We start from the raw sequence: 15,442 nt of genomic DNA, 5'->3' as shown, positions 1-15,442 counted from the left end.
CAATGAGAATATCAATGGGTTAATCAGACAATACTTTCCAAAGGAAACCGATTTTAATGAAATCTCTGATCAGGAAATAAATTTTGTGGTAAACCGATTAAATAATCGCCCCCGAAAAACACGGGGTGGGAAAACACCGAATGAATTATTTAAGGGAATACGAACATGTTTACTTCCAGATTAACGATGTTGCACTTATTATGTGAATCTACCATAGATGATTTATATTATTTTCACTGATTTTTAACTCAATGTTAATATTTAACTGACAGATAATTTAGATACAAAAATTTCATCATTTCTCTTATTTTTTTATCTGGTGTTGTTCATTTCGGGATATTAGTGCTATTATAGTTATAACTCAGTCCGTTTAGTGGTTTGGGATTTTTTGCGATTGATCAGATCACAAAAATTGGACTGAGTTTTCTCCAAATGATCCATGTTTTGAAAAGTTATTTTGTATATGTAAAAATTAATACCATTAATGGATTATAAATAAAGCTATATATTAACAATTCATTAGTGAATTCAATGCTGTTTTTTTTTGTTTGATTTTTTAAATTCCTGTAGCTGGTATTTTATTTTGTTTGGTTGGGTTTTTCTTCTTTTTTTTAAATAATTATGATGATTTTTATTTATTTTTAAATTAAATCTAACCCTGATTTTAGGTATAAAAAGTAAGATTGAAGTGTAATTTTATCTTTATATAGGGGGATATTTTAGTCATGAAATTAGAACAACATGAAAGTTCAATCTGAATTGAAGATTTATCTAATTCCAATTCCGTTCCAATAACGGTATGGGAGCCAAATTTATATCCTGAAGGTCGATGGATAGATGCGACAACACAGCGAGCTGGCGTGTTGTTTAAGGATTCAGCCAATGTGACTAGCGCCTGGGATATAGTCAATGTTGGGGGAAGGAAAGCTTTTAAGGCACAAACTTTGTCTAAATCTGGTAGTTATGGTCAATGTTTCGGAGTTGCAACAGATACGACTGTTGATGCCAGACATTGCTATTGTGAGCTTGACCTATTTTGTAATCCATACCCTGAAATTACATTATGTGTGCTATCCAGGAAAACCAGTGCAAGCGGTACATATATAGATATTGGTTACGGCTATATGGCGGTTCATTTGACTGGGGGATATAAAGATAAGCTTCAATATATGCCACCAAATATTTTATTAGGTACTTCGATTGATACTGCAACGCCTTATGTCATGGTTTGGAATCTTCAGGCTCATTTGACTCAGTCAGTCAATTTTGTTGGCAAACAAACGGATGGTATTTATAAAGGGCAACCGACCCTAGGTACTGCTTATTCTGGTTTTCCACTGAGTTATGAATGGCCTAGAAATACTTGGTCACGTTGGCGAATTGGATTGCTTGCGGCAAATAATGGCACATTAATTATCGAATGGTATAACACTGTGGCAGATAAATGGAAGGTAGAGCTTTGCCAATATAATATGAACACGCTTATGACAGGAAATCTTGCGTCAGGCCAGATTGGGATTATGTATGGTATGTCTTCTAATGCCACTACAATAGATCAACAAAATTCTCTTTACCGAACACCATTTGATCGAGCGATATTTTTGCAAGATTTTTAATATGGAGTATTGAGTCTGATTATTAACCATCTTATGTGACATATATAAAGGGGCTTTCTTCTTAGCCCCATATATTGTTTTAATATCGAAAAATAATTTTTGTTTATGGTGAAATTTACCAAGGTATTTTTAATTTATACCAACGGCCAATTTAACATGACCACGCAGTCATTGTAATTATTATTAGTACCATTTTCAGCGCCAATAATCGCTGTTCCCGGTTTTCCATCAAGGGTGTTATCGAAATAGCGCAGTTTGCTAGGTTTGCCGTCTCCTTCAATTGCGATACAAATTTTTCCTGTACCTGATGTGTAGGTTTTGGTCGCCATTGGATTATTTGTTCCTTTACCGATTAATGTGTCTACCAGAAGGTCGTCAATATAGACTTTTACCGTTTGCTGAATGTTCGTATTATTATAGGCTGTTAGTCCGAATCTAATACTATGAGGTAATTGGAAACAGTGTTTACCGGTGTCATTGGTGCCACATGTTCCGCCACAGCTACTATTGCCACCACGGTCACTACCTAATAAATCTGCATCAACAGAGACTGCCGCTTGAATTTTGGGGAAGGTGACTCCAGGCCAACCGGATTGGGTGGATGTAGGCCCAATATCAATAGTATTTGAATTTGTATTGTATCGGATATAATTACCATCTTTGAAAAGGTAAATTAAATAGCCAGCAATATTCCTCCATAAAATAACAGCATCCAGATTAGAGTTGAATCCAGAGTAATTTCCGGTAGTTCCCCACCTGGCCGAAATCGTTTTCTTACTAATTGTGTGTGAACTAACGGTATAATCAATACAATCGCGACCTTTAAAGAAACAAACAACATCTCGTTTTGTATCGACCCATTCTGTGGCAGCATCTATCCCATTTTCAAACTCAGTGCCTCTTAATCCCGGCCATCCCTCTATAATGTGTTTTGGCCCTTCAATCACCTGCGACTTCTTTATGTCGAATTTGAGATATTGCGAACCTTTAAAAAAGTATAAATAACCATTTAAATTAATTACATCGTCAATATGTCGTTGAAACGCGACAGGAAGGCTAGGCCAATTTTTACTGATAGGTTGGGGAGTGTCCCCTTTATTTATTTGTGCATCATCATGATATTTAATGTTTTCTGCATCAAGGAATAAGTAGGTATTTGTATTCATTGTTATATCTCCTCTATGGTGATTAATTGTTTAATTATTTAAACTTACTATTTCTAGATAATATATAATAAAAATGATATTCAAAGCTTTGATTATGATTGTTTTGTATTTATTATTTGCAGAGTGATGTGGAGTAGTTTATTTCATTGATGGTTTGTAATCAAGGTTGTATATTAATAAATAATTGATGAATTTAATATCATTGATGTTTTGCAAAAATAAAAATACTATGATAAGAGATGGATTTTTATTGTATAAATAAGATGTGAAACATGGTTTATATTTTTAAAATATTCTCTTTGAATGTTTTTTATTGAATAATAATACCTTGGTATATATTTGGTTAATAATGAATTTAGCATAGTAAAAAGCGGCATAATACCGCTTTAATTAATTGGTAAATATTATTTTTGCTTATGGTGAAATTTATCACAGTGTTTTTAATTTACACCAGAGGCCAATTTAATACCACGACACAGTCATTGTAATTATTATTGGTACCATTTTCGGCGCCGATAATTACTGTTCCCGGTTTCCCATCAAGGGTATTATCAAAATAACGCAGTTTGCTAGGTTTGCCATCTCCTTCAATTTCAATACAAACTTTTCCTGTACCTGATGTGTAGGTTTTGGTCGCCATTGGATTATTTGTTCCTTTGCCGGTTAATGTGTCTACCAGAAGGTCGTCAATATAGACTTTTACCGTTTGCTGAATGTTCGTATTATTGTAAGCTGTCAGGCCAAATCGAATACTTTGAGGTAATTGGAAACAGTGTTTACCGGTGTCGCTAGTACCACATTCTCCACCACAATTTGAGGGTTTGGTAGGCGGACAAGGATCATTGATTTTTTCCATTTTCCACTGGTCTACCTTATGTACTTTACGAGCGCTATTACCAGAAAGAGATACACCATATAACGTGTTTGGTTTGTTGGCATTACCATAACTATTAAGGAAACCTTTATTTCCCCATCGATTATGTAGGCTGATAATTGCTCCTTCTATGATATTTCCCTTTATAGAATAAGGTGTCTCGCAATAAATAATCCACTCTAATGTTTTTGGAGAATAAGTATTTATATCAGATGTGACTATCGGATGTATTTCTCCACTTGGTACCGGTTGATTTGGGCCATCATAATATCCCAAATAGCCACCATCGCAGAAAGCCAGATTATGAAGCAAAATAATATCATCATTAATTATTTCACTGCCGATAGCTTTTCCCGTTCCTGATTGTATTCGCCATATTACCCCTAGATCAGAAAAGGAGGGAGCTACAGTTAATACGTTATGTTTTGCGCCCGGGATGTCATTACTTCCATGTGTACTGAGATATCCTCCTTGCCAGTTATTGTAACCATTTAATATTCTTACTGTATCGCCATATTTAAGTATATCTGCCATAATTTATCCTTAATGTTTGTGGTTTATTTTTAACAATGAGTATGACACTGAAATTACCCTAGCTTAATTATTCTGTTTTATAATTTTCTGGGTTATCTCAGAATAGGTTATTAAAATCAGCAAAATGCTCAACGTTTTTGTAATCCTAAAAATAGTGATTAACGCCTGATTTTGTTAATTATGAACATTAATGTTTTCTGAAGGAATACCGATAATTTGTTTCTTTCCTCTGACAATGAACATACCACTAAAATTTCCTTTACTTAATTTCCGATATTTCTATCTTGAACTGTGTAAAAATCGCATTTTCCGCTTTATTTACATTATTTATTAAGTTAAATTGTTTAATAGTGATAGGAAAATAAAAACTTAATTTTTATTGACACGAAGGATACAATTCTAATAAATTAATACTTTGATATATGATTATTTTTTATCACCAAACTGAATTGATTGTGTCAAAATAGAATTTGGCTTTTACATCAAAACTGTTAAATTCCGAACTTTAGGGATATATACCCGTCATCTTTCAAGCTGCCTCTTTGTTGGCTGCACTCACTCACCCCGGTCACATAGTTATCTATGCTCCCGGGGATTCATTCCCTTGCCGTCGCGATGCAACTTGAAATCCATAGGGTATATAACCACTGATTTTTAATTTTGTGTGGTTATTTCCATTGCAACGCGACATCATCTATAGGCTGCCCCAAAACTTGTTTATCTTTTTTGTAATCATGTGGAATCTGCCAGTTTGAACTATATCCCTGACGAGGAAGCAAGTCGTTTGCACGTTTTACGTAACCAGATCGCAAAGCACCAAAAATATGTTCGTCCTCCTGCATCTCACCTGGCTGAGCATGTGGTGTCACAACGGTAGCATCGCGACGCTCCATCTCGTTCAATAAACGGCAGATATAATCCGCAGATAGATCAACTTTCAATGTCCAAGCGTTATTGATATAACCAAATACACAGGCACAATTAGGGATATTCTGTATCAACGTTCCCTTATAAAGCATGCGATCATGACTTTGTTGCTTTTGCCCATCAATAGAGAGTTCAATTCCACCAAGAAAATGTAATTTCAGCCCAGTTGCTGTAACAATAATATCTGCGGGTAATTCCTTGCCCGATTTTAATAAAATACTGTTTTCAGTTATACGTACAATATGGTCAGTAACAATAGAGGCTTTACCTTCTTTTAGTACCTTGAATAGATTATTGCTGGGAATAAGACAGAGCCGTTCATCCCACGGCATGTATTTTGGCGTCAAGTGCTTCATGTCAAAATCTGGGCCGACACGCTTGCGAGCCAATGCCAGTAAAAACGCTTTCAATAATGTAGGTAAATGTCGACTTATTTTATAAATTAAGCGAAATAGAAAAAGATTGCGCTTTCTGCTCAATGTGTAAATCCAGCGCTGTGGAATAATGCCTTTGCAAAGCTCTGCTATCTTATCCCTTCCAGGCATTGAAAAGATGTAACTGGGAGAGCGCTGTAGCATCGTGATATGTTTAGTATCATGTGCCATTGCAGGCAATAAAGTAACTGCTGTCGCACCACTACCAATTACAACAACCCGTTTTCCTTTATAGTCCAACTTTTCAGGCCAGAGTTGAGGGTGAATTACCGGGCCTTTGAAATCTTCAATGCCGGGGAATTTAGGTAAATAAGGTTCATCATAGTTGTAATAACCTGTTGCAGCGATGAGAAAGCGACAGGTAAATTGCCGAGTTTCCCCACTGATTTCGTCAATCGCGGTAACGGTCCACTGGCGAGTCGCATTTGACCAGTCAGTCTGAGTGATTTTTAGCCCAAACTCTATTTTCTTATCAACTTCATACTCTTTTGCCGTTGCATTGATATAACTTCTAATTGAGGGCCCATCGGCAAAAATACTGGTGTCTGTCCAGGGGCGGAATTCATAGCCATAGCTCATCATATCTGAATCTGAGCGAATGCCGGGATAGCGAAATAAATCCCAAGTACCGCCTATCCTTTGGCGACGTTCTAAGATAATAAACTTCTGATCAGGACATTTCCTTGTCAAATGACATGCTACACCAATGCCGGCAATACCCGCGCCAATAATCAAAACATCATAATAGTTATCCATTGTTATTTCTCCTGCAATGTATTTTTTAAACAGTTGAAACTTGCCTAGTTAAAGCAACGTGATTCTTATCGGCACTGACAGTAGCATAGTAATATGAGATTGCTTTAGTCTTACATTGCTCATTACAAGCGTTTAACGTGTCAATATTTTCTGACGCCACAAATAAATAATTAGCCTGAGAATATTTTCAACCCTTCAATATGAATATTGGGAACCGTGTTTAAGTCACGTTATAGATGAAACAAATACAACCAGAAATTTGCTCAAGCATTTCTGCCTGCGTTTGAATCGATATTGTACGGTGAAAGGATTTCGAAGTGAACCTGACAGAATTTAGCGGAGTGGGAGAACAGATGTATTTTATTGATGAATATCTTCCCAAAGTTTAGATCCTAGCTATTCATAGGGATATTTTTCGGTTAATTCGATAAAATAATCCAGAGAAGAAGATATTCTCTGAATTATTTTAAACATGTGAAGTTGTTCAAGTGTTTTAATTTTTACTTATTATTGACTGATTCCTCCTAATCATTTTCATGTTAGGGGCCAGTTTAATACCACCACACTATCGTTGTAATTGCCCTCGGTACCACTTTCAGCACCAATAATGACTGAGCCGGGTTTTCCGTCAAGGGTATTATCGGAGTAACGGAGTTTACAGGGTTTGCCATTTCCTGTAATTTCAATACAGATTTTACCTGTACCTGATGAGTAAGATTTAGTGGCGGTTAAGTTATCAACTCCTTTGCCGGTTAATGTATCTACCAGAATGTCGTCAATATATATTTTTATCGTTTGCTGATGAACATCAGTATTTGTGTAGGCTGTTAGCCTAAATCTGGTACTCTGTGGTAATTGGAAACAGTAGTTACCAGTGTCATTATTACCACATGTTCCGCCACAGTTTTGACTACCTAACAAATCTGTATCAACTGATACCGCAGCTTGAATTTTGTTGAAGGTAACTCCTAGCCAATTAATTTTATTAGGGGTCGTTGGTCCCCCATCGATAGCATTTAATTTCAGATTAAATCGGATATTAGAGTTACCTTTGAAAATGAAGATATAATGGTATCCACGAGTTCTCCATAAAATTGCGGCATCCAGATTTGTACTGAATTCTGAATATTTACCAGTTGTTCCCAATTTTTCTGAAATCGTTTTCTGATTAATCGTATGTGAACTTACAGTATAATCGATACACTCGCTGCCTTTAAAGAAGCAAACGACATCGGTAATGTCAGGGGTTTTTATATCTATCCATTCCGTAGCTGCATCTATCCCATTTTCAAATTCGGTTCCTATTAATCCGGGCCATCCTTCCACGATGGGTTTAGGTCCCTCAGCTACTCGAGCTTTTGCGATGTCGAATTTAAGATATTGTGATCCTTTAAAGAAATACAAATAACCATTTAAATTAATCACATCGTCAATATGTCTTTGGAATTCGACAGGAAGATTAGGCCAATCTTTACTGACAGGTTGGGGATAACCTGCGTACACCCCATTATGGCCAGATATTTCATTGTATTTAATATTTTCCGAGTTAAGAAAAAGATAACTGGATGTATTCATTGTTATATATCCTTCATGGTAATTATATCTTAACGTATTATTTTGATTTTCAGTTGAAATAGATTTAAAAATGGTGTTGAAAACTCCAAGTTTAACTCTGCAATTTTTTATATATTTGGTGATGCAGAATGATTTGTATAATTGAAGGTTAATTCCAGTGATGGGTTGTAATCAAGATTATATATTAATGATTTTCTGATCGATTTGATTTGTTTGTATCTTTGCAGAAATAAAAATACATGCTAAGAGATAAGGTATATATAAATCAAATGGGAATTAAAGCATTAGATTGTGTTTTTTAACATCTTTTTCAGTATTTTTCATTTTTATGAGGGGTGGTAATGCTTAGAAATATATTTTATCAATGATATTTATGTCATAAAAAAGCGGCATATAATACCGCTTTAATTTGTTAATGATTTTTTGTGGTGAAATTAGCTGGGTATTTTAAACTAATTCACCAGTGGCCAATTCAATACGACCACACTGTCATTGTAATTATTATTGGCGTCATTTTCGGCACCAATAGTTACTGTTCCCGGTTTTCCATCAAGGGTATTATAGGAGTAACGGAGTTTACAGGGTTTGCCATCCCCGATAATCTCGATACAGATTTTACCTGTACCTGATGTATAAGCTTTGGTATCGGTTCCTTTGCCGGTGAATGTATCTACCAGAAGATCGTCAATATAGACTTTTACTGTTTGTTGATGGGTGGTTGTATTAGTATAAGCTATCAGGCCAAATCGAATACTTTGAGGTAACTGGAAGCAATATTTACCGCCGTCACTAGTGCCACATTCTCCGGCGCAATTGGAGGGTTTGGTAACCGGGAGACAAGGATCTTTAACTTGTGTCATTTTCCACAGGCCGGTATAAGGTTTGCGGAGGTTATTAGCAGAAGTATATACATGACATACTGTTTCAGGGACTCCAACCCAACCATTAGTATCGAGAAAGCCTCTGGTTCCCCAACGGTTATATAGCGTAATACTTTCATCTTCTTTGATTTTTCCATCAATAGATGGCATGTCAGAATAAATAATCCACTCTAATGTCTCTGGACGAATATTTTTATCTGATGTGTGTATCGGGTATATTTCTCCTTCTGGAACCTGTTGATTTGATGCTGCATAATGGCCTAAGTAGCCGCCATCACATTGATAAAGATTGTGGAGTAAAATAGTATCGTTGTTAATAACTTCACTGCCGACAGATTTGCCCGTTGCTGATTCAATTCGCCAGAATGTTCCGGCTTGAGTAGTGGTTATCACAGTATATTTTCCATCTGAAATACCGCTCGTTCCATATACACTAAGATATCCACCATCCCAGTTTCTGAAACTATTTAATATTTTTACGGTATCACCATATTTAAGTATATTCGCCATAATTTCTCCAGAAAGTTTGTTATGTGTTTCTGATCGTTGATATATCCCTTGAAATTATTCTGAGCTCATCCTATTACCGCCCAATAATTCTTTAAGTTGAGCCATTGTGATAAATAGGGGGGCTTCACTTTTTGTGATTCTTAGTCGGGATAGCAGTAGCGATAAACGCTTGCCGATTGAGTATCAACCCTAATGATTATTTCGGTAAAGACAGTGCCTTTGTTACTTACTTCTGACAATGAATAGGTTGTTGAAATTGTTGCTGCTTGATTATTCTGCTTTACCATTACTAGCTATCCCAAGTCTGATTACGTCAGGCTCTTACTGTGATGATACATAGTGCTTTTTTTTGCTCTGCGTGTGATGTAAATTGCTTACTGTGTCGATGAAATTTAAGCCAACAGAAATTGGGACTCATAATGTCGAAGTTAATTGGAAATAATCAGATAGTTATTATTGCAATGGTTGTCGCATTAGTTCAGTTTATTAATGCGTTAGAGTACATGATGGTAACGCCGCTTTTTGTTTATATGTCGAAAGATTTTCACATGCCGGTTACGATGGCGGGGGTTATTGCCGGTGCTTATGTTTTCTCCTCGGTATTTTCTGGCCTGACATCCTTTTTCTTTATTGATCGTTTTAATAAAAGAAAGGTTCTCATTTTAAACACCCTGCTTCTTGGCCTGATTACGTTCCTGACGATTTTCTCCTCAGAACCATACCAACTTATTCTGCTACGTATCGTTGCCGGTCTGTTTGGTGGGGTGACATTGGGAGTAGGAATTGGCATCTTACTGAATAACTCCCCGGAAAGTATGCGGGGAAGGGTATTGGGAATTGCGTTTTCATCTTTTTCATTTGTGAGTATTTTAGGTATACCGTTGTGTTTATATTTGGCCGAGAGTTTTAATTGGAAAGTCTCTTTTTTACTGATCGTTATTTTATGTATCGTGAGTTTGCCTCTGATCCTCTTCTTTATCCCAGGAACAGAGAAAGTAAAAAATAATCAGAACAAAATTGTGCTGACCAAAAAAATAACATTAGCTGGAATGGCAAGTGGCGTCAGTAATTTTAGTCCCTTCATGCTTATTCCGATACTTGCTCCGCTATTAACCAATGTATTTTATATCCCGGAAAATCAAGTTTCACTGGTATTCTTTTGCGGTGGTATTGCGTCTTGGTTGGGTACTTATTTAACCGGGAAACTTTGCGATAGATACCCTCCTCAGAGAATTACCATTGCCGCGGCGACGTTATTTATTGTTAATATTTTTCTGGGATTAACGGGAAAAATAAATGGATACGTTTTCTTCTCACTTTTTATGTTCGCGACTTATGTACAGGTGATGGCTGCAAATGTGCTCGCTTCTTATGCCTCGACCCCTGAAAACCGAGCAGGTTTTGGTGCCCTCCAGATGGCATTTTCCAATTTAGGCGCCGGCGTGGTGTTCTTCTTCTCCTCCATTTTCTTAGATGGTAAGGAGATTATTGCTGAGAACGTGCGGCCTATTTTCATACTGACTATGGTTAGCGCTCTGGTATTACCTATATACGTAATAAAATTAGCCCGGATGATGAAAAGAGGGACGAAAAATTTAATGGATAATGCTTACCATAGCAATTAAGGGAAAATAACGATAGATATGTGAGCTGGCCTTAATGATAAAATATAGATTTTGCGCTATATTTTAATTTAAGGCTAATCATTGATATAAGAGGGTAGGCGTGATTAATAAGAGGTTAATGTTATTTTAAGTGTAATGTCACAGGGGGAAATTAATGTTGAAAGGATAATTTAGGTCAATGCTGGATTATAGTGTGCGAAAGGATGAAGTTATTATATACCCGTTATCTTTCAAGTTGCCTCTTTGTTGGCTGCACTCACCCCGGTCAGATAGTTATCTATGCTCCCGGGGATTCGCTCCTTTGCCGTCGCGATGCATCTTGAAATCCATAGGGTATAAATCCTATCAAAATTATTATTTAACTTACTAATTGATATAGGTGAATAAAATGGAAAGAAAATTAAGTAACACTCAGAATAAACCAGCTATTAATATTATCGCAGGAGTAACAAATATTAAATCTATTTATAATAAAATGCCGTGTAAAGTTGTCGTTGAACATGGATATGTTGCCAGGAAAAGATTCTCTGTGGATAAAATGTCTGAATGGCATGGCAATTTATGGGCTCCCTGGATAGGTGATAAATATGAACCTAATAAAGCCATTCATATCTATACTGAAAGAGGATTTAAATCTGAATTTGAATTTAATATTTGGATATTTCAGGATTATTGTAATCCACCGAATGAAAACGCGGTTAAGTATTCTATAAATAGGGAATTCACTTACGATAATGCATTAGAGATCCCTGGTAATAATCGAGGTGGAGGAAATAAGATACTGACGTTGAATTTTAATGATAATAATATTGATCTGGAAATGATATAGCATTATGAGATATTGAATATATCGGATAACGTGCTGTACCAATAGATATTTGTTGAAATGAAAGCATTTCTCCGCGTGTTGTTCAGTATTTTTGATTGTCTTGTCGATAGTTCGGATGGTTGACTATTAGGCAAGTTTTTATTTGAACTAATAATTAAATTATTGAAATGCTGATACGCGTAGAAATCGTTTATCTCTCTAATACCTATCTCATTAAATTATTTCGTTTACCGTTTATTGTAATAAAGAACAAATCTGCTTAATGAAGTGAGTTGTACTGCGTATAGGTTAATACGCTGGTTGATGGAGATATTGATACAATTAATAATCAATATCATTTGAGTAAAAAAGATAAAATAAAGTCGTGAAATAATAACAATTATCCGATATTTATTGCATATTTTTACTGGTTATTACAGATTATTACAATTTGTAACAAATTAAGAATTAAAAATAGTAACAATTATAATTGGTTACGAAATGTCATTAAGAATTTCCTGGATTTTATTTATTTTTATTTAATTTTATCTTGTTTAACTTCTGTTGAGGTTGTACCTCTTATTATCTATATAAGATTAATTTTTTCTTTGTTGGATGTTTTCTACGGTAATTCTTTCGTTAGCGTGAGTATAGTTTGAGGTTATTTTGCATCGGTTGTTTTGTTAAGCCATTCGTCAATTGAGATGCCATTATTCATTCCCTCATATTTGCTGTTTGTCTAATTATCGGATTCATAACTATCTGATAAAGCTTGTTATTTCATAAAAATGTCATGCCGTGACACATGATGTTTTTATTCTGTTTTTGGTAGTAAGGAGCCATCAATGACTGCAAGTTTTCAAAATGAAGTCTCTAAGTCGCGTTGCGTATTAATATTAAATTGGATTTACATACTGGCGGTGCACGGAAAAAGGTTGAGCTACCGTTGGAATTACTGGTCATGGGTGATTACAGCAACGGGCAGGAACAGCGCTCACTCTCGGAACGAGAAAAAGGTTCTATAAATAAAAACAATTTTGACAGCGTATTAGCTGAATTTAGCCCCTCACAATTTCAGCAACAAGCGCGTTGGGAGGCACTGACCAACAACTGTATTGCGTCTGGGGCTGATTCATCCCTGGGGTTTCCTTGAGGAGGATCTATGAACAAAGAGATTTTAATTGATGACCTGATGCTTGACATTGGAATGTTAGTCATTGCGCTAAAAAGCGGTGATAAATCGATGCACGGTGAGGCGTTATATCAAAAAGGGGTGGAGTTGATAGAAGAGGCTCGGCAGCAATTAAGTGCAAGTGGTATCAGCGAAGAGCACATGGCTCACATCATCTATGCCTTGTGTGCGTTGCTGGATGAAACCATACTCAGACGCCCTGAGCGGAATAATGGCTATGAAACTTGGTCGAAAACGCCGTTGCAGACACTATTTTGCAATAGCAACCATGCTGGAGAAAGGCTGTTTGAACGTATACGTCAAGTGTTGAATCAACCACAACCCTCTCTGCTGGTATTAGCGGGTTTCCAGCGTGTATTGGCATTGGGCTTTCAGGGGGGTGACTTGGAAAAAATTTCTCAGGAACGTCAGTCATTACTGGATATCTTGACTGATCGTGCCGGGGTGATGGTGGTGCAACCCCATCAGATGATACGCGTCAATGCAGACTGTCATCAGGGCCAATGTTGGCGTGCACGCTCTCCGTGGTTTTGGGGATGCTTGGCCATAGCCGGAGTAACTTTAGTGTGGTGCGGTCTGCGTCTCTACCTTCAGCAATATTTGTCTGTTGGGTAAGGCTAAGGAGAGCAAATTGAGTTGCGTATTAAAACGAATGTTGTGGCTTTTAGCTGGTGTTCTGGCGGCGCTGTTATGTCTATTTTTTCTCCCGTTAGGGAATGTATCAGTTGCATTGTGGTTGGCTGCGATCTTGATGGTAACGGTGATTGCCTGGTGGTGGGTGGGATGTACCACACTTGAAATATCCCATCAGGCCAGTATTTGCCGTTTGATGGCGGCATTACCTGCTGCTTCGTGGCGCCAGCCTGTGGTGCTAACCTGCGGAGATAGCGTGGCAACCCTGTTTGCGGAAGAACCGGTACGCTTCACGCCGCAGGGCTGTTTTATCTGTGTGCCGAAACAAAGTGAAATGAGTACGCTGGTAGAAGCGATTATTGCAGCCAGACCTGATTGGTGTAGCCAGATCAGCGTGTTATTAACACTCTTTCCTGAACAGCAATGGGATCACGTGGTGATGGCGGCAAAGATCAGGGAACTTCGCTATCAGGTTGATCGTGTTACTCAGCTGACCGCTTGTCATACACCAGTATTGATCGCCAGCTATCTTGATGGCGATATCAGCCCGTGGTTCGAGCTACAGGCAGATAGCTCGACAATGACGGTATGGGGAGAAAAACATGCCGCTGTTGGGATGAATATCTGGTTGACCGAAGGAGATGCACAGCAACGCGTCACACGTTTACAACAAGCGATTGTGGCGGCGGCATGGCAACGTTGGATGGTAGAAAACATCTTGAACGAATGTCGATCCCTGGAGCTGGCCAGTCGGCCTTGTTACCCGATAGCAATGGCGCTGACGTTTTTGCCACAAACGCCACAGGCAGACAGCTTATGGACGAAATGGCTGGTCGATCGTACCACTTTACCCCGCATTAGCTACAGCATTGCTGAGGCGGTGAACTTATCGCCGTTTCCCAATGCTATGTTACGCCTGTTGCCACATCATGTTGGTCATACACCGCACCGACGAGCGGTCATCTGGGGCATCGGCCTACTGAGCGGGTTTGTTTGTCTGGCGTTGGCCTCCAGTGTCTGGAACAACTTGCGCCTGTTACGCCAGATACGCAGTGATTTACAGCATTATCAGGTAGTTGACGTGAAAGATAGCGACGCAAAAGTTCAGGCTTACCATCAACTTAAGCTCGATGCGACGTTGCTGGAAAAATATCAACGTGATGGCGAGCCGGTGCGTTTAGGGTTAGGACTCTATTTAGGTGATCGCCTTTATACGCCATTGATGGCTGTGATCAACCATGCGGTGTTACCGGTATCTTCGCCTCCTGTACCGAAGAGTGGCAAGCCGTTGCCACAGACATTGAACCTGAGCAGCATGTCACTGTTTGACGTTGGACAGTCACGTCTTAAGCCAGAAGCGGCCAAAGTGCTGGTGAACGCATTGATCGAGATTAAAGCTAAACCGGGCTGGATGGTGGTGATAACAGGTCATACTGATTCAACCGGTGATGCTGCAAAAAACCGCGTACTGTCGCTGGCGCGGGCAAAAGCAGTACGAGATTGGATATTACAAACCAGTGATGTATCGCCGACTTGCTTTGTCATAAAAGGTGAAGGTGCAACGCGGCCGATCGCTACCAATACAACCGCAGCGGGGCGTGCTGTCAATCGTAGGGTTGAAATCAGTCTGATGCCGCCGAGGGTGGTCGCCTGCCAACGACCAGAAAATCACTTGGGCTGATGAAGACGTCAACACCATTCACTCTGATGTTTGGCATGAACGGAATCAGACTTAACACGCTAACAGACTGCCATACGCGGGTATGGCAACTCTTTTAATTCAGTGGATGAAGTGTTTGTTAAACGTAAAACTGGCCGGGATAACCTCGCCAGACAGATAAATTTTTACCTGAGAATGGGGGCATTTCAAACAACAAGCGACGGGTAAGCATTCGTTAGGCGATAGCTATG

General features: G+C 38.1%; 11 protein-coding genes and 1 pseudogene. 7 read left to right on the top strand and 5 right to left on the bottom strand.

From position 1 onward, the window contains the following. Positions 1-184: transposase (locus AACQ83_RS12905; RefSeq protein ID WP_370446037.1), on the top strand; the 184-nt coding region annotated here is incomplete at its 5' end. A gap of 700 nt (positions 185-884) precedes the next feature. Continuing rightward, positions 885-1,616, top strand: coding sequence for a hypothetical protein (locus tag AACQ83_RS12900; RefSeq protein ID WP_240000790.1), 732 nt, complete (start codon positions 885-887; stop codon positions 1,614-1,616). A gap of 134 nt (positions 1,617-1,750) precedes the next feature. On the opposite strand, the gene AACQ83_RS12895 is transcribed toward AACQ83_RS12900, so the two are convergent. The 5 genes from AACQ83_RS12895 to AACQ83_RS12875 all read right to left on the bottom strand — a co-directional run bounded on the left by AACQ83_RS12895 (position 1,751) and on the right by AACQ83_RS12875 (position 9,273). Next, entirely contained in the window at positions 1,751-2,782 is a 1,032-nt protein-coding gene (locus tag AACQ83_RS12895; protein ID WP_112878051.1) for a fucose-binding lectin II, read from the bottom strand. Positions 2,783-3,227: 445 nt separating this feature from the next. Further along, positions 3,228-4,190, bottom strand: coding sequence for a fucose-binding lectin II (locus AACQ83_RS12890; protein ID WP_112878050.1), 963 nt, complete (start codon positions 4,188-4,190; stop codon positions 3,228-3,230). A gap of 668 nt (positions 4,191-4,858) precedes the next feature. Further along, positions 4,859-6,307, bottom strand: a complete 1,449-nt coding sequence (locus tag AACQ83_RS12885) for a flavin-containing monooxygenase (RefSeq protein ID WP_112878049.1) — start codon at positions 6,305-6,307, stop codon at positions 4,859-4,861. A 534-nt stretch (positions 6,308-6,841) separates the two neighbouring features. Continuing rightward, positions 6,842-7,882 carry a fucose-binding lectin II gene (locus AACQ83_RS12880; RefSeq protein ID WP_112878048.1) on the bottom strand — a complete coding sequence of 347 codons (1,041 nt, stop codon included), beginning with the start codon at positions 7,880-7,882 and terminating at the stop codon, positions 6,842-6,844. A gap of 452 nt (positions 7,883-8,334) precedes the next feature. After that, entirely contained in the window at positions 8,335-9,273 is a 939-nt protein-coding gene (locus tag AACQ83_RS12875) for a fucose-binding lectin II (protein WP_112878047.1), read from the bottom strand. 419 nt (positions 9,274-9,692) lie between these two features. Between AACQ83_RS12875 and AACQ83_RS12870 the strand changes: the two genes are divergently transcribed. The 5 genes and pseudogenes from AACQ83_RS12870 to AACQ83_RS12850 all read left to right on the top strand — a co-directional run bounded on the left by AACQ83_RS12870 (position 9,693) and on the right by AACQ83_RS12850 (position 15,212). Further along, positions 9,693-10,898, top strand: a complete 1,206-nt coding sequence (locus AACQ83_RS12870) for an MFS transporter (RefSeq protein ID WP_112878046.1) — start codon at positions 9,693-9,695, stop codon at positions 10,896-10,898. Positions 10,899-11,286: 388 nt separating this feature from the next. After that, positions 11,287-11,727 (top strand): hypothetical protein, encoded by a 441-nt coding sequence (locus AACQ83_RS12865; RefSeq protein WP_112878045.1) that lies wholly within the window; start codon positions 11,287-11,289, stop codon positions 11,725-11,727. Positions 11,728-12,551: 824 nt separating this feature from the next. Continuing rightward, positions 12,552-12,775, top strand: a pseudogene (locus tag AACQ83_RS12860) (type VI secretion system contractile sheath small subunit); the annotation flags it as partial. Between the two features lie 93 nt (positions 12,776-12,868). Then, positions 12,869-13,513, top strand: a complete 645-nt coding sequence (tssL, locus tag AACQ83_RS12855) for a type VI secretion system protein TssL, short form (protein ID WP_112878044.1) — start codon at positions 12,869-12,871, stop codon at positions 13,511-13,513. A gap of 16 nt (positions 13,514-13,529) precedes the next feature. Next, the gene (locus AACQ83_RS12850; RefSeq protein ID WP_112878043.1) at positions 13,530-15,212 is read left to right on the top strand and encodes an OmpA family protein; all 1,683 of its coding nucleotides are present in this window, start codon (positions 13,530-13,532) and stop codon (positions 15,210-15,212) included. Positions 15,213-15,442 lie beyond the last annotated feature (230 nt).

Origin of the sequence: Photorhabdus sp. S10-54 (assembly GCF_963878145.1) — a bacterium.
In the GTDB taxonomy this organism is placed as follows: domain Bacteria; phylum Pseudomonadota; class Gammaproteobacteria; order Enterobacterales; family Enterobacteriaceae; genus Photorhabdus; species Photorhabdus kayaii.
Note: the sequence above shows the minus strand (reverse complement) of the source record. Positions and strands in the feature narration are given on the sequence as shown.